Source organism: Streptomyces sp. NPDC005774, from assembly GCF_042871645.1.
Classification (GTDB): domain Bacteria; phylum Actinomycetota; class Actinomycetes; order Streptomycetales; family Streptomycetaceae; genus Streptomyces; species Streptomyces pratens.
Genome location: NZ_JBIAIV010000025.1, coordinates 42,827 through 66,816, shown reverse-complemented (window position 1 = coordinate 66,816; position 23,990 = coordinate 42,827). Strand labels below are relative to the sequence as shown.

The 23,990-nt window shown below is 71.9% G+C and carries 23 protein-coding genes and 3 pseudogenes; 17 read left to right on the top strand and 9 right to left on the bottom strand.

The genetic code is table 11. The annotated features are described in order from the left end of the window. The first annotated feature begins 236 nt into the window (after positions 1 to 236). Positions 237 to 920, top strand: a complete 684-nt coding sequence (locus tag ACFYQA_RS22415; protein WP_386401306.1) for a glycerophosphodiester phosphodiesterase — start codon at positions 237 to 239, stop codon at positions 918 to 920. 61 nt (positions 921 to 981) lie between these two features. On the opposite strand, the gene ACFYQA_RS22410 is transcribed toward ACFYQA_RS22415, so the two are convergent. Then, complete coding sequence (locus ACFYQA_RS22410) at positions 982 to 1,524, bottom strand: GNAT family N-acetyltransferase (RefSeq protein ID WP_388920522.1); 543 nt, start codon at positions 1,522 to 1,524, stop codon at positions 982 to 984. Positions 1,525 to 1,677: 153 nt separating this feature from the next. Between ACFYQA_RS22410 and ACFYQA_RS22405 the strand changes: the two genes are divergently transcribed. Further along, positions 1,678 to 2,079, top strand: coding sequence for a VOC family protein (locus ACFYQA_RS22405; protein ID WP_388920519.1), 402 nt, complete (start codon positions 1,678 to 1,680; stop codon positions 2,077 to 2,079). Positions 2,080 to 2,114: 35 nt separating this feature from the next. Here the strand turns inward: ACFYQA_RS22405 and ACFYQA_RS22400 are convergent, their stop codons facing one another. Then, positions 2,115 to 2,756 carry a MarR family winged helix-turn-helix transcriptional regulator gene (locus tag ACFYQA_RS22400; protein WP_388920516.1) on the bottom strand — a complete coding sequence of 214 codons (642 nt, stop codon included), beginning with the start codon at positions 2,754 to 2,756 and terminating at the stop codon, positions 2,115 to 2,117. Further along, a complete protein-coding gene (locus ACFYQA_RS22395) occupies positions 2,753 to 4,570 on the bottom strand; it encodes an FUSC family protein (RefSeq protein WP_388920513.1) in 1,818 nt (605 codons plus the stop codon). The genes ACFYQA_RS22400 and ACFYQA_RS22395 overlap by 4 nt, the downstream gene beginning before the upstream one ends. 180 nt (positions 4,571 to 4,750) lie before the next feature. On the opposite strand from ACFYQA_RS22395, the gene ACFYQA_RS22390 reads away from it, so the two are divergent. The 4 genes from ACFYQA_RS22390 to ACFYQA_RS22375 all read left to right on the top strand — a co-directional run bounded on the left by ACFYQA_RS22390 (position 4,751) and on the right by ACFYQA_RS22375 (position 8,205). After that, entirely contained in the window at positions 4,751 to 5,320 is a 570-nt protein-coding gene (locus ACFYQA_RS22390) for a DUF5134 domain-containing protein (RefSeq protein WP_388920510.1), read from the top strand. Positions 5,321 to 5,421: 101 nt separating this feature from the next. Further along, on the top strand, positions 5,422 to 6,357 hold the full coding sequence (locus tag ACFYQA_RS22385) for a M56 family metallopeptidase (RefSeq protein ID WP_388920507.1): 936 nt from the start codon (positions 5,422 to 5,424) through the stop codon (positions 6,355 to 6,357). 139 nt (positions 6,358 to 6,496) lie between these two features. Continuing rightward, positions 6,497 to 7,183, top strand: coding sequence for a phosphatase PAP2 family protein (locus ACFYQA_RS22380; RefSeq protein ID WP_388920505.1), 687 nt, complete (start codon positions 6,497 to 6,499; stop codon positions 7,181 to 7,183). A 206-nt stretch (positions 7,184 to 7,389) separates the two neighbouring features. Then, positions 7,390 to 8,205 (top strand): TetR/AcrR family transcriptional regulator, encoded by an 816-nt coding sequence (locus ACFYQA_RS22375; RefSeq protein ID WP_388920503.1) that lies wholly within the window; start codon positions 7,390 to 7,392, stop codon positions 8,203 to 8,205. On the opposite strand, the gene ACFYQA_RS22370 is transcribed toward ACFYQA_RS22375, so the two are convergent. After that, entirely contained in the window at positions 8,193 to 9,695 is a 1,503-nt protein-coding gene (locus ACFYQA_RS22370) for an LVIVD repeat-containing protein (protein ID WP_388920500.1), read from the bottom strand. The two genes, ACFYQA_RS22375 and ACFYQA_RS22370, sit on opposite strands and share 13 nt — an antisense overlap. 190 nt (positions 9,696 to 9,885) lie before the next feature. Here ACFYQA_RS22370 and ACFYQA_RS22365 point away from each other — a divergent pair, with 190 nt between their 5' ends. Then, positions 9,886 to 10,554, top strand: a complete 669-nt coding sequence (locus ACFYQA_RS22365) for a DUF305 domain-containing protein (RefSeq protein ID WP_388920497.1) — start codon at positions 9,886 to 9,888, stop codon at positions 10,552 to 10,554. Here the strand turns inward: ACFYQA_RS22365 and ACFYQA_RS22360 are convergent. Further along, positions 10,546 to 11,181 carry a DUF6214 family protein gene (locus ACFYQA_RS22360; protein WP_388920494.1) on the bottom strand — a complete coding sequence of 212 codons (636 nt, stop codon included), beginning with the start codon at positions 11,179 to 11,181 and terminating at the stop codon, positions 10,546 to 10,548. The two genes, ACFYQA_RS22365 and ACFYQA_RS22360, sit on opposite strands and share 9 nt — an antisense overlap. A gap of 621 nt (positions 11,182 to 11,802) precedes the next feature. On the opposite strand from ACFYQA_RS22360, the gene ACFYQA_RS22355 reads away from it, so the two are divergent. Together ACFYQA_RS22355 and ACFYQA_RS22350 are read left to right on the top strand one after the other, a co-directional pair. Next, positions 11,803 to 12,606, top strand: a complete 804-nt coding sequence (locus ACFYQA_RS22355; protein ID WP_388920491.1) for a pectate lyase — start codon at positions 11,803 to 11,805, stop codon at positions 12,604 to 12,606. A 164-nt stretch (positions 12,607 to 12,770) separates the two neighbouring features. Then, positions 12,771 to 13,925, top strand: a complete 1,155-nt coding sequence (locus ACFYQA_RS22350) for a WD40/YVTN/BNR-like repeat-containing protein (protein WP_388920488.1) — start codon at positions 12,771 to 12,773, stop codon at positions 13,923 to 13,925. Between the two features lie 195 nt (positions 13,926 to 14,120). On the opposite strand, the gene ACFYQA_RS22345 is transcribed toward ACFYQA_RS22350, so the two are convergent. Continuing rightward, positions 14,121 to 14,828 (bottom strand): uracil-DNA glycosylase, encoded by a 708-nt coding sequence (locus ACFYQA_RS22345; protein WP_388920485.1) that lies wholly within the window; start codon positions 14,826 to 14,828, stop codon positions 14,121 to 14,123. A gap of 219 nt (positions 14,829 to 15,047) precedes the next feature. Here ACFYQA_RS22345 and ACFYQA_RS22340 point away from each other — a divergent pair, with 219 nt between their 5' ends. Together ACFYQA_RS22340 and ACFYQA_RS22335 are read left to right on the top strand one after the other, a co-directional pair. Further along, positions 15,048 to 16,082 carry an N-acetylglucosamine kinase gene (locus ACFYQA_RS22340; protein ID WP_388920716.1) on the top strand — a complete coding sequence of 345 codons (1,035 nt, stop codon included), beginning with the start codon at positions 15,048 to 15,050 and terminating at the stop codon, positions 16,080 to 16,082. Positions 16,083 to 16,166: 84 nt separating this feature from the next. After that, the gene (locus ACFYQA_RS22335) at positions 16,167 to 17,090 is read left to right on the top strand and encodes a sirohydrochlorin chelatase (RefSeq protein ID WP_388920482.1); all 924 of its coding nucleotides are present in this window, start codon (positions 16,167 to 16,169) and stop codon (positions 17,088 to 17,090) included. A gap of 181 nt (positions 17,091 to 17,271) precedes the next feature. Here the strand turns inward: ACFYQA_RS22335 and ACFYQA_RS22330 are convergent, their stop codons facing one another. Together ACFYQA_RS22330 and ACFYQA_RS22325 are read right to left on the bottom strand one after the other, a co-directional pair. After that, positions 17,272 to 18,402: a lactonase family protein gene (locus ACFYQA_RS22330; RefSeq protein WP_388920713.1), complete on the bottom strand. Its 1,131-nt coding sequence runs from the start codon at positions 18,400 to 18,402 to the stop codon at positions 17,272 to 17,274. Between the two features lie 126 nt (positions 18,403 to 18,528). Next, a pseudogene (locus ACFYQA_RS22325) lies at positions 18,529 to 18,843 on the bottom strand (FUSC family protein); the annotation flags it as partial. On the opposite strand from ACFYQA_RS22325, the pseudogene ACFYQA_RS22320 reads away from it, so the two are divergent. From ACFYQA_RS22320 to ACFYQA_RS22305, 4 genes and pseudogenes are all read left to right on the top strand, one after another. Beyond that, a pseudogene (locus ACFYQA_RS22320) lies at positions 18,842 to 19,312 on the top strand (Lrp/AsnC family transcriptional regulator); the annotation flags it as partial. The pseudogenes ACFYQA_RS22325 and ACFYQA_RS22320 sit on opposite strands and share 2 nt — an antisense overlap. Further along, positions 19,309 to 20,004, top strand: a complete 696-nt coding sequence (locus ACFYQA_RS22315) for an HAD family hydrolase (RefSeq protein WP_388920479.1) — start codon at positions 19,309 to 19,311, stop codon at positions 20,002 to 20,004. The pseudogene ACFYQA_RS22320 and the gene ACFYQA_RS22315, both read left to right, overlap by 4 nt. Positions 20,005 to 20,103: 99 nt before the next feature. Next, positions 20,104 to 20,766 (top strand): annotated as a pseudogene (locus ACFYQA_RS22310) (glycosylase); the annotation flags it as partial. A 188-nt stretch (positions 20,767 to 20,954) separates the two neighbouring features. Further along, positions 20,955 to 21,704: a DUF4142 domain-containing protein gene (locus tag ACFYQA_RS22305; RefSeq protein ID WP_388920476.1), complete on the top strand. Its 750-nt coding sequence runs from the start codon at positions 20,955 to 20,957 to the stop codon at positions 21,702 to 21,704. Between the two features lie 85 nt (positions 21,705 to 21,789). On the opposite strand, the gene ACFYQA_RS22300 is transcribed toward ACFYQA_RS22305, so the two are convergent. After that, complete coding sequence (locus tag ACFYQA_RS22300) at positions 21,790 to 22,569, bottom strand: LysR family transcriptional regulator substrate-binding protein (protein WP_388920473.1); 780 nt, start codon at positions 22,567 to 22,569, stop codon at positions 21,790 to 21,792. A 149-nt stretch (positions 22,570 to 22,718) separates the two neighbouring features. Here ACFYQA_RS22300 and ACFYQA_RS22295 point away from each other — a divergent pair, with 149 nt between their 5' ends. Further along, entirely contained in the window at positions 22,719 to 23,111 is a 393-nt protein-coding gene (locus tag ACFYQA_RS22295) for a DUF5997 family protein (protein WP_388920471.1), read from the top strand. 270 nt (positions 23,112 to 23,381) lie between these two features. Further along, positions 23,382 to 23,861 (top strand): hypothetical protein, encoded by a 480-nt coding sequence (locus tag ACFYQA_RS22290; protein ID WP_388920468.1) that lies wholly within the window; start codon positions 23,382 to 23,384, stop codon positions 23,859 to 23,861. Positions 23,862 to 23,990: the final 129 nt, after the last annotated feature.

Here is a 23,990-nt window from a genome sequence, read left to right as displayed (position 1 = left end):
AAGAAACTGCGTACGCCGACCGTATACATACGAGGTTTCTCCCAGCAAGGGCCACCTCCGTAAATTATCCTGCGCCACCCCGGCTGTCACCGCATTTTTTCCTGTCCATCACGCGACTGAGTGACGCTCTTCGACTTCGATGTTCAGCATCTGGACGGGGCGGGCACAGGCGATACGGTCCAGGAGGGCCGCAGGGACGCGGTCCCGCGTCGCCGTCGACGGAAGCGAGTCGCATCTTGAACTTCCTCACCATCGGTCACCGCGGAGTCATGGGCGTCGAGCCCGAGAACACCCTCCGTTCCTTCGTCGCCGCCCAGGAGGCCGGTCTCGACGTCATCGAACTCGATCTGCATCTGAGCAAGGACGGCGCGCTCGTCGTCATGCACGACACGGATCTGGACCGCACGACGGACGGCACGGGCCCGATCGCCGACCGGACCGTCGCCGAACTGCGCGCCCTGGACGCCGGACGCGGTGAGCGCGTCCCCGTCTTCGAGGAGGTGCTGGACGCCGTCCACACACCGTTGCAGGCCGAGATCAAGGACGTGCAGGCGGCCAAAGCCCTGGCCGAGGTGATGAACCGGCGAGATCTGACGGACCGGATCGAGGTGTCCTCGTTCCACGACGACGCGATCACCGAGATCGCCCGTCTGGTGCCCGGGGTACGCACCGCGCTCATCGCGAGCCGCTACAACACGGAGATCGTGGAGCGCGCGGTCGGTGCCGGCGCGTCGACCGTCTGCCTGAACATCCGCCGCCTCACCCTGGAGATCGTCGAGCAGGCCCGCAAGGCGGACCTGCGGATCATCGGCTGGGTGGTGAACACGCAGGACCACCTCAGACTGGTCCGGGCCCTCGGGCTCGACGGCGCGACCACCGACTACCCGGAGATCAAACGCACCGGCCGCTTCACCGCGTGACGGCCGGGCCGGCTCCGCCCGGGGCCATGGCCAACGGCGGCCGGGACCGTGCGTTCGGCCGTCAGGACAGTTCCTTGACCAGCAGCTCGAACCGCAGGTCGGCGCGGAGCGGAATGCCGAACCGCTCATCGCCGTACGGGAAGGGAGTCGTGCTGCCCGTACGGCGGTAACCGCGCCGCTCGTACCAGGCGATCAGGTCCTCGCGCACCGTGATCACGGTCATGTGCATCTCTCGCGCGCCCCAGGTGTCCCGCGCCTGCCGCTCGGCGTGGGCGATGATCGTCTTTCCGAGCCCGGCGCCCTGGAGCCCGGGGCTGACCGCGAACATGCCGAAGTAGACGTGGTCACCGCGGCGCTCGAGCTGACAGCAGGCGACGATCCGGCCCTCGCGCTCCACCGTCAGCAGCCGGCTGTCCGGCGACGTGACGACCCCCCGTACGCCTTCCGGGTCGGTCCGCTGCCCCTGGAGGATGTCGGCCTCGGTGGTCCACCCGGCCCGGCTGGAGTCGCCCCGGTACGCCGACTCGATCAGCTCGACGAGGCTGTCCACATCGGCGTCGGTGGCGTCACGGAAGGTGAGCGCGCTCTCGGTGACGGATTCCATGGGGCACTTCTCCGCTTCTTCGCTCAGGTTCTTCACTCAGGTCGTCCGCAGACCGCGGGCCCGCGGCCCGCAGTCCGTAAACGCATCGGCTGTGCCGGTTGTCGGCGTGGCTCGGCCACGGACGAGGTTATCCCGGCCGCTACGCTCGGCCGCATGGTGCATGTACTGGGCAGCCGGATCCTTCTCCGTCCCACCGATCCCGAGCGCTCCCGCGTCTTCTACGGCGAACAACTGGGCCTCGCGGTGTACCGCGAGTTCGCCACCGGCCCGGAGCGCGGCACGGTCTACTTCCTCGGCGGCGGTTTCCTGGAGCTGTCCGGCCGGTCCGACACCCCGGCGGACACGGCGGACCCCACGACGAGGCTGTGGCTCCAGGTCGCGGACGTGGCGGCAGCCCACGAGGAGCTGAAGGACAAGGGCGTCGAGATCGTCCGGCCGCCCGTGAAGGAGCCGTGGGGCCTGATCGAGATGTGGATCGCCGACCCGGACGGCACGCCGATCGTCCTCGTGGAGATCCCGGCCGATCATCCGCTGCGGTACCGGCCGGGGATCTGAGACCGGGTACGGGCATCCCGGCGGGCCGGGGTTCGTCACGTCCGCGGGGCGCCCAGGCGTCCTTCCAGCCGGCCCAGCAGCTCGGCGAGCAACGGGGCCAGCTCGCCGAGCGTCGGTCCGTCCAGGCCGGACAGCACGGCGCTCTCGTAGGCGAGCTGTCCGGGCATGACCCCGTCGACCGTGTCCCGCCCGGCGTCGGTCAGGCGGACCCGGGCCACTCGACGGTCGCGGGGGTCGCCGCGGCGCTCCACCAGGCCGTGCGCGGCGAGCTGCTTGAGGCGCTTGGTGACGGCGGCGCCCGAGGAGAAGGTCTCGCGCGCCAGTTCGCCCGGGGTCAGTTCGCGGCCGGTGCGGCGCAGCGCGCCGAGCAGGTCGAACTCGGGGCGGGTCAGTCCGGCCCGGCCGAGCGGGGCGTCCTCGGCCTGCCGGAGCAGGGCGGCGCAGCGGTTGATGCGCCCGATGATCTCCATGGGCCCGGTGTCGAGGCCGGGGTACACCGCCCGCCACTGCCGGACCACCTCTGCGACGGTGTCCTGGCCGGACACCGGTGCGCCTTCGCCGGTGAGTACTCCCGCGCCGGCCGGGAGAGCCTCGTCCTCCGGGGGTCCCCCGCCGGCCCGGTGGGTCCCTTCGACGGGACGTCCTCCGTCGACCGGTAGGCCTTTGGTCGCTCTCATGGCCTTACGTCCTCCGTGTCGTTGCCCGTGTCGTCGTTCGTGCCCTCACCGGTGCCGGTGCCTGTGCCCGGACTCATGCCCGATCCTGCGCCCGGACCCGCGTCCGGGTTCGTGCCGGTGCCCGCGCTCTGCTTCGTCTCCGCGCCGGAGCCGGCCGCCAGGCCCTGGCGCCGCACCATCGCCGCGAGCGTACGGTGTCCCGCCTGCTCGGCGAGCACGACCTGCTCCTGCGGCAGTGTGCGAAGCCACCATTCGCCCGCGGCCGCGTCGGCGGTGGCCCGCAGATCGACGAGGGCGGCGGCCAGGCCGCGCCGGGCGGCCTCCAGGGCTGTGGGGTCGGCCTGCGGGTCGGCCAGGAGCCGGGCCGCGTGTTCGCGCCGGAGGCCCGCCGTGGTGAGCGCCGTCGCGACGCGGTTGCCCGCCCGCCGGTTGGTGACGACCAGGGCCGCGCCGAAGCCGACCAGTGCGCCGACCAGGGTGTCCACCACCCGGTCGGCCACCAGGGAGCCGGTCTCCTGGTAGCCGGGGAACTCGGTGACGAGCAGGGCCAGCGGGGTGACACAGACGCTGCCGAGCCAGTAGTTGCGGCCTATGAGGGCCTCGGCGCCGAAGTTGAACAGGAGGCAGCACAGGACGAGGGCGAGCGGTCCGAGGTTGGCGATCGGGGCGACGGCCGCGAAGAGGAGCACGCCGACGAGGTTGCCGACGACCCGCTGCACGGTCCTGCTCCAGGTGAGGGTGATGTTGGCCTGGTAGAGCGCGGCGGCTGTGGTCAGGGCCCAGTAGGGCCGCCCGACGCCGAGGGCGAGGGAGGCGTATCCGGCGAGGCCGCAGCCGAGGGTGGTGCGTACGGCGATGGGGGTGAGCGGTCCCAGCCGGGACCACAGCGAGCGGTGGGTGACGGCGCGCTCGGCGGCCGTACCGAGGAGTTCGTCGGCCTCCGAGCGGGGGTCGCCGACGCCCGGGACACGGCCTGTGCCGCGCAGCTCACCGGCCTGGGCACGCAGCCGCGCGGGGTCTGCGTCGGCCGGCGCGGCGAGCGCGATCTCGGCGCGGACGACCAGCCGTTCGAGGGCCCGGCGGGTGGTGACGGAGCGGGGCCCGGTGAGGAGCAGACACTGCCAGGCGGCCTGCACGGCGGCGTAGGCGGAGGCACGGGCCCGCGCGTGGCCGTCGCCGGTGCCGCCGGTATCGATGTACGCGGCGGTGGCGTTCAGGGCGTCGGCGGTGGCGCGGCGTTCGGGGCCGTGCGGCCGGACCAGTACGGGCGCCATGCCGACCAGCCAGGCCCAGACCCCGGCCACTGCGGCCAGTGCGACATGGCCGGGGACCTGTCCGAGGGTCTGGGGAACGAACAGCGAGGCGGAGCTGACGAAGGTGAGGATCACGTTGCCGGGCGGACCGATGCGCGTGACGTCGCACAGCACCTTCTGCACGGCGGCCAGCAGGGCGCCGATGCCGACCAGGATCACGGGGTTGCTGGTGAGCGAGGCGGCGACCAGGGCGATGGCGAGGCCCCCGACCATGCCGAGCACCACTCCCACGAGCGCCTTGGCGCGGGCGGCGTACGGACGGTTGTGGGCGTAGAGGGCGCACAGGGAACCGGCCATGGTGTAGACCGCGAGGTCGAGCCGGCCGAGGGCGACCAGGATCAGGCTGGGAGGTGCGACCGCGGCCACCACGCTGAAGGCGGGCTTGAACCAGATGTTGGAGGGCCGCCCGACGCGCAGTACGTCGACCAGCGGGAACCGCCGGGGCTTCCGCGCCGGCTCTGTCTCAGGGGTGGGGGTGGGATGGGGGGTCGCACTGCTCATGACGTACAAGACTACCAGATCTTTTACTCGTAAAATATCTCCGTGACCTGCGATGCTCCCCCGAATGCCCCCTGTGTACCCCTGTGCGCTCGCGTGCACGCCTTCGAGCGCGGGCATGCCTTGACCGACCGGAGAGCGGGGCCGCCCGGGCGGCGAGGGCGGTCCCAGAGGGAGGTTCACGTGCACGGACCGGCGGCGTCCGGCTGGCTGCTGGTCGCGCTCTGCGCGGCGACCGGCGCCTACTGCCTGCTGCGAATGCGCAGCAGCGTCGAGGAGCAGCGCCGTGCCGCGGGCGGCGAGGCGCTGATGGGCTTCGGCATGGCGGCGATGGCCGTACCGGCGGCGGCCTTCACACCGCCCTCGTGGGCGTGGCCCGTCTACGCGGTGGTGTTCGGCACGGCGGGGCTGCACGCCCTGTGGGCGGCCCGTGCGGGCACTCGCCATCTGCACCATCCACTGGGCGCCGGGGCCATGGTCTACATGGCGGTGGCGATGGCCGCCTCCCCCGGAGCGGGGCAGGGGCACCCGCACGGGAGCTCGGGCACACCCCTGCTGACCGGCGTCCTGCTGCTCTACTTCACCGGATACGTGCTGGTCACAGGCGTACGCCTGGTGCCGGTGGCCGCCGTGGCGGGGAACCCTGCACCAAGGGCCGGCGGGGTCTCGGGCTGGGGCGACCGGCCGGAGCTGGCGCGGGCGTGCCGGCTGTCCATGGGCATCGCCATGGTGGCGATGCTGTTGACGATGTGAGGCGGGCAGTCGACGGCCGGCCGACGGGCAAGGCCGTTGCCTACGTCACTTTGCCCCGGTGAGCCGTACCCGGGGGTGGTGCGCGCTCATAGGCTGAACGCATGATGCTCCCCGCGGCGCTGCTGCTGCTCGGCGTCCTGATCGCCGTCACCGGCCCCCGGTTGCTGGCGCGGGCCGACTGGGCGGACCGTGAGCCGGTGGTGGCGCTGTGGGTGTGGCAGTGCGTGGTCGCGGCGGTTCTGCTGTGCTGCGCCCTGTCGATGACGTTCAGCGCGGCCGCCGCCTCGGACGCGGTCGGCCGTCCCGTGTTCGCGACGGCACCGCGCGGCGTCGTGGAGGCCTACGCCCTGGGCACGGCCGGGCCCCTGGCGACGACCACCGCGGTCGCGCTGGCGTGCGGTGGGCTGTGGACCGCGGCGATGCTGGTCCGTGAGGTCCTACGGGCCCGCGCCCGGCGGCGGACCCGCCGGGCCGAGCTTCTGGTGCGGGCGCCGCTGCTGCCCGGCGAGGAGCCCGGTGCCGGCCGGCTGGTGGTCCTGGAGGGCGAGCACCCCGACGCGTGGTGGCTGCCCGGCACCCCGCCCCGGCTGGTCGTCACCACGGCCGCGCTGCGCCGGCTGAAGGGCCGTCGGCTGGACGCCGTCCTCGCGCACGAGCGGGGGCACGCGCAGGCCCGGCACGACTGGCTGCAGCACTGCTCCTCCGCGCTCGCCGACGGCTTTCCACAGGTGTCGGTGTTCGCCGCGTTCCGCGACGAGATGTACCGGCTGGTCGAACTCGCCGCCGACGACACGGCCTCCCGCCGCTTCGGCCGGCTCACCACCGCCCTGGCGCTGGTCGAGCTCAATGAGCACCGCGGGGTGTTCGGTCCCTGCCCGTCCCCGCAGGGTCAGGTCCCGGCCCGGGTGCACCGGCTGCTGACTCCCCCGAACCGGTTGCCGGCATGGCACCGGCTGCGGCTGACGGCCGTGGCGTCACTGGTGCCGGTGATCCCGGTACTGGTGGCGTTCGTACCGGGGCTGAGGGCGCTGGGATAGGGCCCGTCCGGCGTCACACGGGGGCTCCGGGAGCGCGGGGGCCCGGAGGTGAGGTGGTGACGGGGCCGACCGGGCCCACGAGACTGCCGGCGGGCGAGGGGACTGGCTCCGAGTCCCGTGAGTCGGCGAGTATCGCTGTATGCCCTCCCCCCACACCTTTCCCGTCGCCCCCGAGGCACCGCCCCGCCCACCGGGGCACCGTCCGTCCGCCGCTCTCCTCGGCGTTCCGGCCGTGTGCTCGGTCCTTCTGCTGATCCTGGTCGCCACGAAGTGGCGCCCGCTGACCGGCCTGGACCATGACATCGCCTCGGCCGTCCACCGCTGGGCGGTCGACGAACCGGGGCTGACGCAGACGGCCCGTGTCCTGACGGACTGGGTCTGGGACCCATGGAGCATGCGCCTGCTGTGCGGGGCGGTCGCACTGCTGCTGTGGTACCGGTACGCGGCCCGGTGGACCGCGGTGTGGCTGGTGGTGACGTGCGCCGTGGGGGCCATGGTGCAGCAGGCCCTGAAGGCGGCGGTGGGCCGCACCCGCCCCGTGTGGCCGGACCCGGTGGACACGGCCCACTACGCGGCGTTCCCTTCGGGTCACGCCATGACCGCCACCCTCACCTTCGGCCTCCTGCTCTGGCTGCTGCGCCGGCACGGTGTGGGCCGGGCCCTGTGGGGCTGGGCCGTGGCCCTGGCGGCGCTCTCGGTCACCGGCGTCGGCCTCACCCGCGTCTGGCTCGGCGTCCACTGGCCCACGGACGTGCTCGCCGGCTGGCTCCTCGGCATCGTGGCCGTGGCCGTGGCGGTACGGATCCATGGGCACCGGCATCCTTAGACCGCGAGAGGTCCCGGTGCCCCGGCATCCCCCTGGTCCGAAGCCCCGGTCTCCTGGACGAGCGGGCCCGCGCCGACGGCGCCGCTCTCCTCGGGCGATCCCCCGCGCCGCCCGAGGAGGACGGCAGCCCGGAACGGACCCACGCGGGGCCCGGCCGGATGCGCTGAGTATAGTTGGCTGTCGGCCAGTCAACGCAGGAGTCCAGCATGTCCCCGCGCAGCGCCTCGGTCAATGAAGAATTGCGGAGACGTTCGAAGGAGCGGCTCCTCCAGGCCGCCGTCGAGCTGGTGAGCGAGCGCGGCTACGAGGCGACGACGCTCGGCGACATCGCCGACCGCGCGGGTTCCGCGCGGGGCCTGGTGTCGTACTACTTCCCGGGGAAACGCCAGCTGGTGCAGTCCGCCGTGCACCGCCTGATGCACCGGACGCTCGATGAGGCGCTGGAGCGCGAACCGCGAACCGCCGACGGGCAGGAGCGGATGGCGCGGGCCATCGACGCGATCCTGGGCCTGGCCCGGGACCAGCCCGTACTGATGCGCCAGCACATGGCCGGGCTGTTGCAGGCCGAGGGTTTCCTGCCCTGCCCCGAGCAGCGGCGTCTGGCGGAACTGCTGAGCGACACCGTCGCCCGGTACGGCTCGACGCAGGTCGACAGCGACTATCCGATGCTGCGCGCCCTGCTGATGGGCGCCGTGTACTCGGCCCTGATGCCGGGTGCGCCGATGCCCGTCGCGGTGCTGCGCGAGGAGTTGTTCAAGCGGTACCGGCTCGACCGGGAACTGGGTGTCCCGCCGGACACCGAGGTGCCCGGCGGGACGGGTGCGAGCGGCCCGTCCGGCCCTTCCGGCGACACGGAACGGCCGGACGGATCGAACCGCTCGAGTGGAACGGCCGGCTCGGAAGGCACGGGTGACACGGACGCGCCGGACCGGACGGATGTGTCGCGGTTCTTCGCGACCGGGGCGGCACCGGAGTCTCCGACGCCCGCCCGTCGGTCCGAGCCGGATGCTCAGTCGAAGTAGTCCGGCTGCGTCTGCGCGTTGAGCTCACGCAGATGGACCCCGCGAGCCGGGTCCGTGCGCCGGTCGTCGATCTTCAGGACGTCGAAGCCCTTGGCGATGTCGTTCGAGTAGATGTAGCCGTTGTAGTAGTACGCCGACCACGAACCGCCGGTGACGAGTCGGTCGGTGCTCAGCGGACCCCGCTCGAAGTAGGCGATCTCCTTCGGCTTCGAGGAGTTGGTGAAGTCCCAGACGGAGACCCCGCCCTGGTACCAGGCCTGGACCATGAGGTCCTTGCCCTTGACCGGGATCAGTGAGCCGTTGTGGGCGACGCAGTTCTCGGTGTCGGCCTGGTGACGCGGGATCTTGTAGTAGCTGCGGAAGACGAGCTTGCTCCTGTCGCCCTTGCCCACGATGTCGTAGATACCGTTCGCGCCGCGGTCCGGTCCGATCTCCGCGTTGCAGGTGGCGGCGCCGCCACCGCCCAGCTCGTCGGTGAACACGACCTTGTTGGCCTTCTGGTTGAAGGTCGCGGAGTGCCAGAAGGCGAAGTTGACGTTGTCCTGCACCCGGTCGATCACCTTGGGGCGCTCGGGGTTCTTGATGGAGAACAGGATGCCGTCGCCCATGCAGGCACCGGCGGCCAGGTCCTTGGAGGGCAGCACGGTGATGTCGTGGCAGCCCGTGGTCTTGGAGACACCCGGGTTGGTGGGCCCGCCCGGGTTGCCGCCGCCGTCGGGGCCCTCACCGGGGAACAGTACCGGGAATCCGACCAGGGCCGCCTTGTGCGGGGCCTTGCGCGGCACCTTGATGACGGAGATGCCGTCGTGCGGCGGCTGGCAGTCGGGGTAGGCGGCGTTCGGCGAGTACGAGGAGACGTAGACGTAGACGTTCTTGCCCTCGGGCACCAGCGTGTGGGTGTGCGAGCCGCAGGCGGTCTCGACGGCGGCGACGTAGCGCGGGTTGCGCTTGTTGCTGATGTCGAAGACCTTCATGCCCTCCCACGAGGACTTCTCGGTCGCCGGCTGCGTGGTGCTGTTGCAACTGCTGTCGCTGCGCGAGGAGTCGGTGGAGAGGAAGAGCAGATCACCGGAGACGGAGATGTCGTTCTGGGATCCGGGACACAGCACCTGTGACACCGTCTTCGGTGACTTCGGGTTGCTGATGTCGTAGATGGTGAAGCCGTCGTAGTTTCCGGCGAAGGCGTACCGGCCCTGGAAGGCCAGGTCCGAATTGGTGCCGGGCAGCGCGTCCTTGGGTACGTGGGCGACGTGGCGGATGTTGTCGGAGTGGACAACCTCGTCCTGGGCAGGTATCTCGCCCGCGGCGATGGCCTCACGTGCCTCGGCCTGCGCGCTCTTCGATATCTCCTTCGAAGCGGGCGGCGCGTCCCCGGGGTCGGGGGTCGCCGCGGCCGGCGCGGCGGTCAGGAGCGCGGCGAGCAGCCCGCCGGCTGCTGCGGCAACTCCCAGCCGTCTGCGCCGGGTTCGGGGAACATTCAACAGGATCACTGTTTTCCTCCCTTGTTCCGTTCGGCTCGGAACGGGTTCTGCTCCGGCAGTATGGTCCTGGACATGCACATATCAACAGTGGGCAACACGCTCGCAGCGAAGTTTTTTGATCACTGCCGTGCGGAAGCGTGCTAGGACAGTCGTCAGCACTCACGAGGTGTCATGCCACCCGCCTTCCACAGGAGGTCCCGTGTTCCACCGCCGTGCGTCACGCACGTCCGCCGTCGCGACCGGGCTGATCGCCCTGGCCGTACTCGGACTCACGGGCTGCGACTCCGATACGGACGACGCCAGGTCGGCCTCCGCGAGCGGCCCTTCGGTGATCGCGCCGGGCGAGCCCGGAGGACCGAACCGGACCCTGTCCGCCGAGGAGGCGGCGGAGCAGCGCGTCGAGGACGACTCCCCCAACTCCGCGGACGTCTCCTACACCCGCATGATGATCGAGCACCACTCCCAGGCCTTGGAGATGACCGAACTCGTCCCGGACCGCGCCGAGTCGACGAAGATCGTCAAGCTGGCCGAGCGGATCGCCGCGTCCCAGCAGCCGGAGATCAAGATGATGGAGGGCTGGTTGACGACGCACGGCAAGTCCAGGAAGGCCGACGGGCACGACCACGGACACGACCACGCGACGATGCCCGGCATGGCGACCCCGGCCCAGCTCAAGAACCTGCGCGCGGCCGAGGGGAAAGCCTTCGACCAGCTCTTCCTCACACTGATGATCACCCATCACGAGGGGGCGATCACCATGGCCACGGATGTGAAGGCGCAAGGCAACAACATTCGGATCGAGGAGATGGCCGACGACGTGGTCGCCCAGCAGACGAGCGAGATCACACGGATGCGCTCCCTACTCTGACGCCCGCCGGACGTGACGCGGAGTCAGCAGGCCCGCATCACGCGCCCGCCCGATGACCCTGAGCGCTCCGCGCCGGCTGTATCCGGTCGCGCACATCACGGCGAGGACCGGGTCGGCGCCCTCCTCCTGGGCCGCGCGGTACTCCCGCGCCACGAGGCGTCTCCCCACGGGCTCCCGCGGCCGGACCGCACGGCTTTGACGTTCTCCCGCGCCGGGTGACCGGGCCCGGACGGCGGAGCCGCCCTCGGAGACCGGTCCCTCGTCGGGGAGCGGTTCGCCGTCGGCCACCGGCTCGCCCTCGGCAGCCGGTTCACGGCCGGGGGCCGGGGCGCACATGGCGCCCCGGCCCCCGGTGTCCGGCCCGTCGCCGGCCGTCCCGTCCTCCCGGCCCGGCCCGCCCTCGGCGCCGCACGCCCGTGCGAGCGGCTCCTCGATCCAGTCGGCGAAGAGCGCCAGGTCCTCCAGTGACAGCGCGGGCCGGGCCCGTACGTCCTCGACGCAGACGCAGAGCCCGGACACCAGGGCGAGCGCCTCGACACCGGCCCCGTCGGCGAAGAGGAGCCGTACATGGAACCAGCGCGTCGCGTGCTCGCCCTCCCGCACCTCCCAGGCGGGCCACACGGACACCGCCCCGTCCGCCGGAGAACGATCGGAAAAATGGAGAAAAGATTCCTCAAGCACGCGCGCTACGTAACCATGCGATCACTTTCCGTACGAACGAACACGCACTCCGGCCGGCGGACGGCACCCTGTCAGCGCAGCGGATGCCATGGGCGCCGCGAAAATCCCCCGCACCCCGACCCGTCGGGAGTGAAGGCACCCGGGCCGCTCCGTCGCCATCGCGGCTCATCCGGTACCCGATGCCTGCACTCACGCTCACACCGGGGACGATCGCGCCGCTACGCAAGACGCCGACCGCCGCCACCGCGCCGGAAACCGGGGGAGCGGGGCGACACGCCTGGATCCTTCCTGCACGAGGGAGGGCGGCTGCGCGGAAGGGCTACCGGGGTGCGGTGACACGGCTCGCTCAGCGGCATGGACATGTACTCCATGGAGACACTCCCAGACCCTTGAAAGAATGCGCTCACCACTCCAACAGAAGGCCGAATATGACCGTCCAGGGCGTTGACCAGAAAGCGCTTACCCTCTACGTTCCGTTCAGTGATGTGAACCGGACCGGACGGCATGCCGCCCCCACGTCCTCCACCTCGCCATATCCCCCAACACCACGACAGAAGGAACCGGAACATGACTTCCGCGACACGACCACGCGCCCGCGGGCGCGCCCTGACCGGAGCACTGGCCACCCTCGGCCTCTCGGTTGGCATGATCATGACTACCGGAGCATCCTCGGCGAGCGCCGCCACCTGGCCGACCCCCAACGGCAGCGAGGGCGTCTCCTCCACCATCTCGGTGTCCGGCACCAAGGACTACGGGATGAAGCGCCTCTACGGCACGGGCGCCCTGGGCTCGGGCAGCCAGGACGAGGACCAGGGTCCGATTCTGGAACTGGCGGACGGCGCGGTCCTGAAGAACGTCATCCTCGGTGCTCCCGCGGCTGACGGCGTCCACTGCAAGGGCTCCTGCACACTGCAGAACGTGTGGTGGGAGGACGTCGGCGAGGACGCGGCCACGTTCAAGGGCAAGTCGTCGTCCTCGGTCTACACCGTCAGCGGCGGCGGGGCCAAGGAAGCCAGCGACAAGGTGTTCCAGTTCAACGGCGCCGGCACGCTGAACGTGTCGAACTTCGCGGTCAAGAACTTCGGCACCTTCGTGCGCTCCTGCGGCAACTGTTCGACGCAGTACAAGCGCACGATCAACCTCAACACCATCGAGGTGAGCTGGAAGGGCGGCAGGATCGCCGGCATCAACACCAACTACGGTGACAGCGCGACCCTGCGCAACATCAAGATCGTCGGGGACAGCAGCAAGAAGATCGTCCCCTGCCAGAAGTACATCGGCAACAACACCGGTGCCGAGCCCGGCAGCAACGGTTCGGGCGCCGACGGCACTTACTGCAAGTACGCGTCGTCCGACATCACCTACCAGTAGGACCGCCGCCGACAGCCCCCCGCGGTGAGGGCGGCGGCCGTGCAGGGCGCCCGCGCGGCGCTGTGCACGGCCGCCGTCCACGTCCGGAAGCCGTTCCGCACCCGCCTCACGTTCCGCCCCACCGCTTCGACCTGCGCCGACGCCCGGTCCGGAGGTGACTGTCAGTGGTGGGGTGCAGACTGGCGGGCATCGGAAACGAGGGCGTCGACGAAGACGTCGCGGAGGTGATCGGCATGTCCGGGGTACTGCTCGCCGTGGGCACCCGCAAAGGTCTGTTCATCGGGCGCCGGCGGGGTACCGGCTGGGAGTTCGACGAAAACCCTTACTTCAACGCGCAGGCGGTGTATTCGGTCGCCCTCGACACCCGCGGTCCGGCACCGAGGCTGCTGGTCGGCGGTGACAGCACACACTGGGGTCCGTCCGTGTTCCACTCCGACGACCTGGGGCGGACCTGGACCGAACCGGCGCGGCCCGCCGTCAAGTTCCCCAAGGACACGGGGGCCTCGCTGGAGCGGGTCTGGCAGCTCCATCCGGCGGCCGCGGAGCCGGACGTGGTGTACGCGGGCACGGAACCGGCCGCGCTCTACCGCTCGGAGGACCGCGGGGAAACCTTCGATCTGGTCCGGCCGCTGTGGGAGCATCCGACCCGCTCCACATGGGTGCCGGGCGGCGGCGGTGAGGGCCTGCACACCGTGCTGACCGACGAACGGGATCCGCGGGCGGTGACGGTCGCCGTGTCCACGGCGGGCGTGTTCCGCACGCTGGACGGCGGTTCGACCTGGGCCCCGTCCAACTCCGGAGTCTCCGCGGTGTTCCTGCCGGATCCGAACCCGGAGTTCGGCCAGTGCGTGCACAAGGTGGCCCGGGACGCGGTGACACCGGACCGGTTGTATCTGCAGAACCACTGGGGTGTGTACCGCAGCGACGACGCGGGCGCGCACTGGATCGATATCGGTGCCGGGCTGCCGTCGACGTTCGGCTTCGCGGTCGTGGCCCATCCGCATTGGGGTGACACGGCATACGTGTTCCCGATCAACGCCGATTCCGACCGAGTACCGGCCGACCGGCGCTGCCGCGTCTACCGCACGACGGATGCGGGCCGGAGCTGGGAGCCGCTCGGCGCGGGCCTGCCGCAGGGCGACCACTACGGCACGGTGCTGCGCGACGCGATGTGCCACGACGGCGCCGACCCGGCGGGCGTGTACTTCGGAAACCGCAACGGCGAGGTGTACGCGTCGACCGACGACGGCGACAACTGGCAGCAGCTCGCCGCGCATCTGCCGGACGTGCTGTGCGTCCGAGCCGCGGTTCTCCCGTGAAACGGATCGGCTGAACACGCGGAGCACTCGGACCGGACGGCCGCACACGGGGGACCGTCATGCGTACCGCGCAGACGAGCGGGAAGACCTACACCCTGGCGGGTGGCGGCTCGCGACCGGGGCTCACGGCGCCCGGGACCCGAAGGCGTCGGCGCGTCGGGCCCGGAGCCGGGCCGGGCCCTCGCCCCAACGGTCCTATCCGGCCGGCGTGTTCGCCTCCTGGGCGGACGGCAGCCGCCAGTCCACGGGGGCGGCGCCCTGTTGGACCAGGTAGTCGTTGGCCCGGCTGAACGGGCGCGAGCCGAAGAAGCCGCGGTCCGCCGACATGGGCGAGGGATGAGCCGACTCGATGGCCGGATAATCCCCGAGGAGCGGGCGCAGATTACGCGCGTCCCTCCCCCACAGGATCGACACCAGCGGCCCGCCCCGCGCGGCAAGGGCGCGGATGGCCTGCTCGGTGACTTCCTCCCAGCCCTTGCCCCGGTGCGCGGCGGGTTTACGCGGGGCGGTGGTGAGCGCCCGGTTGAGCAGCAGGACGCCCTGCTCGGTCCACGGGGTCAGATCACCGTTGACGGGCCTGGGCATGCCCAGGTCGGTGTCCAGCTCCCGGTAGATGTTCTCGAGGCTGCCCGGCAGCGACCGCACGTCCGGCGATACCGCGAAGCTCAGCCCGATCGCCATTCCCGGTGTCGGATAAGGGTCCTGGCCGACGATCAGAACCCTTACGTCGTCGAAGGGTTGCTGGAACGCGCGTAGGACGTTCGCTCCCGCCGGGAGGTACGTCCGGCCGGCCGCGACCTCCGCGCGCAGGAAGTCCCCCATGGCCGCGACGCGTCCGGCCACCGGTTCCAGGGCCTTTGCCCAGCCGGGCTCAACAAGTTCGTGCAAGGGTCGTGGTGCCACGGTGGATCACTCTACTGGCTCGCACCGACACCCCTGGCCCGGCAGTCCGTTTCATGCGTCGGGGGCGCCCTGGGGCGCTACCCTTCCTCCCCGTCGAGGTCGAGCCCGGGAAGAGAGGGGAGCCCATTGCGTCCGTCCGTCAACGGTCCGCCGACGAGCGGTCCGCCTACCCGGCAGGGGGCGGCGACGACAGGCACGACGGTCGCCGGGCCCGGCTTCATCGCCGTGGACTCCGGGGGCTCGGGGCTGCGGGTCGTCGTCGGTACCGCCGGACGCGGCCCGCTCGCCCGGGGTGCGTCCGGGGACCCGGTGCGGACCGGCTCCCGGGGGATCGACCCCGGGCACCTGATGGAGCAACTGGTGCCCATGGCCCGGGGACTGGCCGCCGAGGCCGGCATCGGGCGGCTGGACACGGCGGTCGTCGGTGCGGCGGGGCTGGCCAGTCTCGGGGACGCGCTGCGCGCCGAACTGCCGGCAGCACTGGCCCGGGAACTGGGCGTGTGCCGCGTCGCTCTGGCCGCCGACGCCGTCACCGCCTACGTCGGCGCCCTGGGACCGCGGCCGGGCGCCGTGGTCGCCGCGGGTACGGGGCTGATCGCCGTCGGCACCGATCTGGCCGACTGGCGCCGGGCGGACGGCTGGGGGCATCTACTCGGCGACTGCGGCGGCGGCGCGTGGATCGGGCGGGCCGGCCTGGAGGCGGCGCTGCGCGCCCACGACGGACGGGCCGGCGGCTCCGGCCGCCTGCTGGAACTGGCCGAGGAGATGCTCGGGCCGGCGGCGGCGCTTCCCGGCCGCCTGTATCCACGTACCGACCGGGCGGCCGTCCTCGCCTCCTTCGCGCCCCGGGTGGCCGAGTGCGCCGACGGTGACGCCGTCGCCGCGGGCATTCTGCGGGCGGCCGCCCGGCACATGGCGGACTCGGCGGCGGCCGTCTGCCCGGAGCCGGGCTCGGGACGGGGTGGGAGGCCGAGGCCGGGCGGGGGCCCGGACGTGAGCGTGCCGTTGGTGGCGTTCACCGGTGGTCTGCTCAACCTGGGCGGCCCCCTCCTCGTACCCCTGGGCGAGGAGCTGACGAAACGGCTGCCCTGGGCACGGCAGGTGGCGGCGGAAGGAGATCCGCTGCAGGGGGCGGTACGTATCGCCACCGACCTCACGACCGATTCGTTCACCCTTCCGGGTGACGAGAAGATGCTGTGCGTGACGAGTCCGGCAGGTGAGGGGGGCGTCGGCGCGCCCGATCTCCACACCTGACACATCAGACAAAAACGGATGTAGTCCGCGCAGGCGCACCCTCCCCGAACAGGGGAGTCCAGGAAACCACTAACATTCCGCTCCATGAGCACCCCCACTGGGCCCGCGTCCGGCCTGCCAGTACGAATGCCGCGCCCCCGCCAGCCCGGACGGCACCGCCGTCCCGAGCCCCTGGTGGCTCCCGAGGGCGCGCCCGCACTCGTCCTCGCCGTGCCGGGTACTCCCAGCAGCGCCACCCGTTCCCTCGCCGACGAGGTCATCAGCATCGCCCGTTCCGAACTGCCGGGCCTGGACGCCCGGATCGGTTACCTCGACGGGGACGATGCGGAGTTTCCCACGCTGCAGTCGGTACTGGCGCACGCTGCCGAGGAGCGCGCCGCCCGTTTCGAGCAGGCGCGCGCGGCCGGCCTGGACGCCAAGGAGCCGGACGGCCCCGTCGGCGTCGTCGTGCCGCTGCTCGCCGGTCCGGACGGCGCGCTGCTGCGCCAGGTCCGTCAGGCCCTGATGGACAGCCGTGTCGCCGCCGAGCTGACCGACGTGCTCGGTCCGCACCCGCTGCTCGCGGAGGCGCTGCACGTACGGCTGTCCGAGGCCGGACTGGCTCGCGCCGACCGCGCCCGTCTGTTCACCGTGGCGACCGCCGCGGACGGTATCGTCCTCGCCTCCGTGGGCGGTGACGAGGCCGTACAGGCAGCCGGGATCACCGGCATGCTGCTCGCCGCGCGTCTTGCCGTGCCGGTGATGGCGGCGGCCCTGGACGAGGAGGGCTCGATCGCGTCGGTGGCCGAGCAACTGCGCGACTCCGGTTCGCAGCAACTGGCGCTCGCGCCGTACCTGATCGGCCCCGAGATCGACGCGAGCCTGGTCGAGGAGGCCGCGAGGGAGGTGGGCTGCTCCGCCGCCGAGGCGCTGGGCCCCTACCCGGCGATCGGCAAGCTCGTTCTGGCCAAGTACACCTCCGCCCTGGGCATCAGCCAGCAGCAGGCGCAGAGCACTCCGGCGAACTGACCCCGGGCGGGCTCACCCGCTCCACGACGCAGACGCCGAACAGGCCCGCTCCGACCACCGGGGCGGGCCTTTCGGCGTGTACGGCCGGGATCGACCCGGTGTCCCCGAGCCGTGTGCGGGGGCGGCCCCGCCGCTCGGGCTCCGTACCTGCGGGAATCGCTCGGCACACACGGGGAATCGCTCAGCCGACGACCACGCACGACGCCGCCGTCACCGGGATCGAGCCGCGGCGCCGGGGCATTCCGGTGTCCGGGTCGACCGCGAACCAGGTCACGTCCCCGGAGCGCTCGTTCGCCACGTACAGGAAGCCGTGGGACTCGATGAGTGCGCGGGGCCAGTGACCGCCACAGGCAACAGTGGCGATCAACCGCAGCCCGGCCGCCCCCTCCGTCCCTGCCGCACCGTCGCTTCCGGCCGCACCGTCGCTTCCGGCCGAGCGGTCGAGGCGGTCCGCGCGGTCCGCGCCCTGCTCGACCGCGAACACCGACAGGACGTCCTCTCCGCGGGTCGCGGTCCATACGAAGCGGCCGTCGGGCGAGACGGCGACCCCCGACGGGTAGGCGTCGCCGGACGGGACACCGGGCAGCACGGGAATCTCGGTGAGCGGCCGCAGCACGCCCTCGACCGCGTCCCAGCGACAGGCGGTCAGGGTGGGGCTGAGTTCGTTGAGGAGGTACGCGCGCGTGCCGTCCGGATGGAAGGCCAGGTGGCGCGGGCCCGAGCCGGGGCGCAGTGCCACCTCGCGGTGCCGCGCGGGAGTCCCGTCGGTCAGGGTGTACACCTGCACCGAGTCCGTGCCGAGGTCGACGCCGACCGCCCAGCGGCCGCTCGGGTCGGGCTGCACCTGATGGGCGTGCGGCCGTCGGCGGTGCGGGCGGGGCCCCGAGCCGGTGGGCGGGAACACCCCGGACGCGGAGCGCGCCAGGCTCCCGTCGGGGCGGACGGGGACGGCGGTGACGCTGCCCGAACCGTAGTTGGCGGTGAGGACGTGTCCGGCGAAAAGGCAGAGGTGGGTCGGCCCGTTCCCGTGGACCGGCACCGCGGGTCCGATCTGCTCCGGCGCGTCCCCCGCGCCCCCGGCACCGGCACCGGGGACCCGGAACGCGGCCACGGCCCCTTCGTCTGTCTCACTGACCGCGTAGAGCGTCCGTCCGTCGGGAGAGAGCGTCAGGCAGGAGGGGTCGGGCAGGCCGTTCACGGTGCTCAGCACGGCCAGGGCGCCGTCGTCGGGAGTGAGGGCGACGGTGACGATGCCCGGACCGCCCGCCGTCGTGAACGATCCTATGAACGCCCGCCGCCTGCCGTCCGTCACGCCCGTGTCCCCCACGCTCACGCCTGTTCCCCTCTCGTTTCCCGCCGGCCGGGGTGACGCTAGCAGTCGACCTCTGAAGGTCTGGACCAGAAAGGCAACCCTGCCCGGCCCCTCGGGCCATCGCCCTCAGGCCCCGACCAGCGGAGACCCGGACGACGCCCGCAGGGGCGCGGCGAGTTCGGCGAGGGCCCGCTCCAGGCCGTGGAGTTGGGCCAGGGTCGGCCCCGTCGCCGCCGGGGGCGTCCGCACGGCGATGCCGCCCCTGCCGTCGGTGAGCGCCACGACCGCCCTCTCCACGCGTCGGCACGCGGCGGCCAGGCGGTCGTCGTGGGAGGCCTCCGGGTCGGCGGCGACGAGGACCCGGCCCCGGATCTCCCGGGCGCAGTCGTCGAGCAGCGCCGGTACTGCGCGGGCGCGCCGCTTGCGGCCGAGCATGAGGGGGATCGCGCGCGGCACTCTCCAGGCCCGTCTCGACCGGATGGAGCGCGAGGGGGTGATCACCGGGACGGGGCCGGCCCTATCCCCCGCCGCGCTGGGGCATCCGGTGCCGGCGTTCGTGCACATCGAGGTCACGCAGGGGCATCTGGACGAGGTCGGTGACGAACTGGCCGCCGTGCCGGAGATCGTCGAGGCGTTCTCGATCACCGGTGACGGAGATCTGCTGACCCGGGTCGTGGCGCGCGGCAACGCGCATCTCGAGGACGTGGTCCAGAAGCTGATCAATCTGCCCACAGTGGTCCGCACCCGCACCGAGGTGGCCCTGCGCGAGCGCGTCCCGCACCGGCTGCTGCCGCTGGTGGAGTCGATCGGCCGGACGGCTCGTTCCTGGAGTCCTCGCTCGCTCCCGGACTCCTTGCCCGCCCCTGGAGTCCTTCTGCCGGCCGGAGCTTGGCATCCTGGGGCCCCATGAGCACCTTCGACGCACTCTCGGTCGTCTTCGATCTCGACGGGACACTCGTGGACAGCGAGCCGAACTACTACGAGGCGGGGCGGCTGACCCTCGCCGAGCACGGCGTGCCGGACTTCTCCTGGGCCGAGCACGAGCGCTACGTGGGGATCAGCACCCGGGAGACGATCGCCGACTGGCGGGAACGGTACGGGCTGCGGACCTCGGTGGAGGACCTGCTGGAGGTCAAGAACGGCCATTACCTCCGGCTGGCCCGCGCCTCGACGCAGGTGTACCCCGAGATGCGCCGGTTCGTCGAGCTGCTGGCCGCCGAGGGCGTACCGATGGCCGTGGCCTCCGGTTCCTCGCCCGAGGCGATCGAGGCGATCCTGACCGGCACGCGCCTGGACACCCATCTGCGTGCGGTCGTCTCGGCGGAGGAGGTGCCGCGTGGCAAGCCCGCCCCCGACGTCTTCCTGGAGGCGGCCCGTCGTCTCGGGACGGACCCCGCCGACTGCGTGGTCCTGGAGGACGCCGTCCCGGGTGTCGCCGCGGCGCACTCCGCGGGTATGCGCTGCATCGCGATCCCGTACGTCGCGGCGCAGGCCGGCGCCCCGGAGTTCGCCACCGCCGCGCTGCTGCTGCGCGGCGGGCAGCGGGAGTTCACGGCACGGGCCGCGTACGAGTGGCTGACGCGCTCCGCCCGGCCGGTTTGACCGGCGCCCCGCCAACCCGACCGACGCCCCGCCGGCATCCGGCCGGTTTGACGGGCGCCCGCCCTACGGGGCCGCGCGGCACGATGGACGCGGTCCAGAATCCGGGCGTCCCGGCCCGCCTCGTTCACCCTGCTGTTGCGCGTGCCGTCCTGGGCGACCGCCGGCTTCCGGGTGACCGTCAGCGGACGGGCAGTGCCCGGGACTCCGGCCCCCGGCGGCTACTTCGGCGTCTCCCGGACCTGGTGGACCGGTGACACCGTGCGGGTCCTGGTCCCGTTCCGGCTGAGGGCGGAGCGCACGCTCGACGGCCCCACGCTGCAGACCCTGTTCCCCGGCCCGGTCAACCTGGTCGCCCGCCACCCGTCGACCGGGCTCCTGCGGTGCGCGCTGTACGGCAACGCCGGTCTCTCCGGCGATCTGCTGCCCTCGCTCACCCCGGTCGCCGGGAAGCCGCTGCATCACACGCTGAACGGCGTCGAGTTCGCGCCCTTCACCGAGGGGACCTCGGATGCGACACACGCCTGCTTCCGGCGCTCGGAGCCGCGTGTGATCTTCGGCACCTCCGACTCCGGTGTCGCCGACCCCGCCCGGAGCGACGATGTGACCCTGCTGGACGAGATCTGGGCGGGAGCCCCCTTCGGCAGCAGGAACGCGCTGGTCACGTGGGTACGGGCAACGGTCGACGACTGGGTGTCCACCGGCCTGCCGAGCGGAGCGGACGGCGACAAGGTGGTGCGTACGGCACGGAACGCTTCGTACGCGGCCCGAGTTCACGAAAAGGGGCATCCGATGTCGTACGGCCGCGCCGGTCGTCGCCGTCGGACGCCCCGCCGAAGCGCCGTCGGAAACGCCGCCGCCTCCCGGCAGAAGATTTCTTCCGGAACGGTGATTGTCCTGCCGCTTCCATCCGTACTCACTGGTGTTGGGCTGTTGATACACCAGGAGGAACGATGCGCATCTCGCGCAGCACGGCAGGAACCGCGTTCGTGGGCGGAGCCATGGTTCTCACCCTCAGCGCGCTCGCCTACCCCACCATGCTGGGCGTGCAGACCACATCGAGCACCCAGGACCGGGTCGTCGCCAACACGCAGTACGGCCAGCTGACCGAGGCCGACCGTGACTTCGTGGTCAAGGTGCGCGCGGCCGGACTGTGGGAACACCCCCTGGGCCTGCTGGCTATGGAGCGGGGTACGACGCCGGAGATGAAGGAGGCGGGAGAGCACCTGGTCGTCGGGCACGGACGGCTCGACGAGAGCTGCCGCAGGATCTCCCTCGAACTGGGCATCACCCTGCCCAACCAGGCCTCGCCCCAGCAGCAGCAGTTCGTGGAGACCATCAAGTCCACCAATGACAAGGAGTTCGACACCACGGCCGTGAACATTATGAGGGTGACGCACGGCCAGATCTTCTCGGTGATCGCCAAGGTCCGGGCCAACACCAGGAACACCCTGGTGCGGCAGCTGGCCGACCAGGCCAACGACACGGTGCTCGACCACATCACGGTCCTGGAGAAGACCGGACTGGTCAATCACGAACAGGTCAACTTCCAGCAGACCAGCCCGCCCAAGATGCCCCTGGAGCAGGTGACGCCGCCGGCCCCGCAGGCGGGTTCCCCGGTGCTGGTGCTCGAGATCCCCGAGGAACTGAAGGACCTCAACACGGTCTCTCCGGCGCCGACACCGGCCTCCGAAGTGAAGTAGACGCCCGGATACCGGAATACACGGCTACCGGATCTTACGGTCCGGCGTCCCGCAGGGCCCGGCGGCGGACGCCGGGCGGCAGATATCAGGACCCGCGGCGGGGTTTGCCCCGTCGCGGGTCCTTCGGCGTTCCGCCCGTGCCCTTCCGACGGCCACGGCCGGCCGGCCCGCCCGCTGCCTGCCGGCGCCCGGCACCGCCCTTGTCGGCACGGCCGGCCTTCTCCTGCTTCTCCTGCGCGGAAGGCCGGGGCTGGGTGCGGCCCCGGGTGCTGTTGACGGTCCGGCCGCGGACGATCCCGATGAAGTCCTCCACCAGGTCGGTGGTCGCGGCCTCGGGCCACGCCAGCGCCACACTGGACTCGGGGGCGTCCTTGAGCGGCCGGTGGGTGAGGTCCTTGCGGTGGTGCAGCCGCGCCAGGGACAACGGTACGACGAGCACGCCGATCCCGGCCGCGACGAGCTCGACGGCGTCGGCGGTGGTCGCGGGACGTTCGAGGGCGGGCTTCCCGGGCAGGGTCTCCCAGGCGAGGACGTCGTCGAGGGGGTGCAGCACGAGCTCGTCGGCCAGGTCCTCCGGGGACACCTCGTCGACCGCCGTCACGAGGTGGTCCTTGGGAACCACGACGACCGTCTGTTCGGTGTAGAGGGGGATCGCGCTGAGCACCGTCCGGTCGACGGGCAGCCGGACGAGTGCCGCGTCGGCGTCCCCGGCCAGCAGCATGCCGCCCGTCTCCGCGGCGGGCACCTGGGTGAGGGTCAGCGGGACACCGGGCAGCCGCTCGTTCCAGACGCGCACCCACTTGCCGGGCATCACCCCGGGCGCGTACACGAGCCGGAACGATGGGGATACATCCGAGCCTGTCACCCGGCCAGGTTACCGTCCGTGGCCACGGGCCGGGACCGCCGATCACGGCGGCCGGTCACGGCCACCGGCCCCGGTCGGTGATCATGCCGAGGGGCCGCGGTCGTCGGTCGTGGTCGGCGGTCGCGCTTACGGTCGATACCCTGGACACCATGACGTCGCACCAAAACACCCAGACGATGAAGCCCGCCACCGCGGCGAAGAAACTGGGTGTGTACCTCGAGGCCACCCCCGTCGAGTTCCGGGAGGGTGTCGTCTCACGCGCCGAGCTGAACGCGCTCCAGGCCGACCCGCCCCCGTGGCTGCAGGAGCTGCGGCGCAACGGCCCGCACCCCCGCCCCGTGGTCGCGTCGAGGCTGGGGGTCTCCATCGCCGGTCTCGCCCGCGGCGGAGTCACCGAGCCGCTCACCACGGAGCAGATCGACGCCCTCAGGGAGGAACGCCCCGAGTGGCTGGAGCGTGAGCAGGCCACTCAGGCCGAGGTCCGCAAGGAGGCGGAGCGCATCAAGCAGCGGAACTCGGAGCGCGCGAGGCACGACAACTGACCACGGCGCCCCCTCCGCTCCCCTCTTCTCACGTCACACCCCCTGGCGTCGAACACCCCCGAACGGGCTTTCCCGTCGGGGGTGTTCTCGTTCGGATGGACGCCGCATGACGCGGAACCGAGGCAACGCAAGCCTGCAGCACCCCTTCCGGCGCATAGAAATATCTATCACCATGGCTGCACGCCGGGCCGGCGTGCACGCCCGTGAAGCCGTCGGCCCGAACCCAGTACGCGCCCGTGGTGGCGCGGCCGACCGTGCCCGGGGTGGGACATGCAGAGCGCCGGATGGAAACAGGCCGTCGAATGGCTGGCCGCCGCGGCCCGGGACCCCCGTGAGTGCAAACGGCAGTGGGACCACGGCACGGGGACGGCACTGCTGGCGGCAGGACGCTACTGGGACGTGCTCAGTGTTCCCGACCGGCTCGGACTGCTCGCCCTGGACCTCCTGTGGAACGATCCACTGAAGGTGCCCGGCCCCACGCTGGTGGACGTCACCGCCCGCCGCGTCGGCTTCTTCCTGCCGCCCGACCCGGCCGGCGAGTGGATCGGGTTCGGCGTACGGCACGTCGGCCGGGGCTCCTGGGTGGCGGTGCCGCCGCCGTACCGGCCCAGCGGCCGCCTGGAATGGCTCGTCCCCCCGGACGGCACCGGCACCCTGCACTCCCCCGTCCCCCTCGAACAGGCCCTCCGCACAGCCACCGCCACCCTCGCCGTCCTGACCCCGGCGGGGGCGGAGCCGGGAGGCTGGTGAGTTCCTCGCCGAGGTGATCACCCCCCTGCCGGGACTCGCCACTACCCGGCACGTCATACGACGGCTGTACGGCTTCGTACGGCTTCGTACGGCGGATGTACGGGCCGACACTCGTTGCCGGAACGGCAC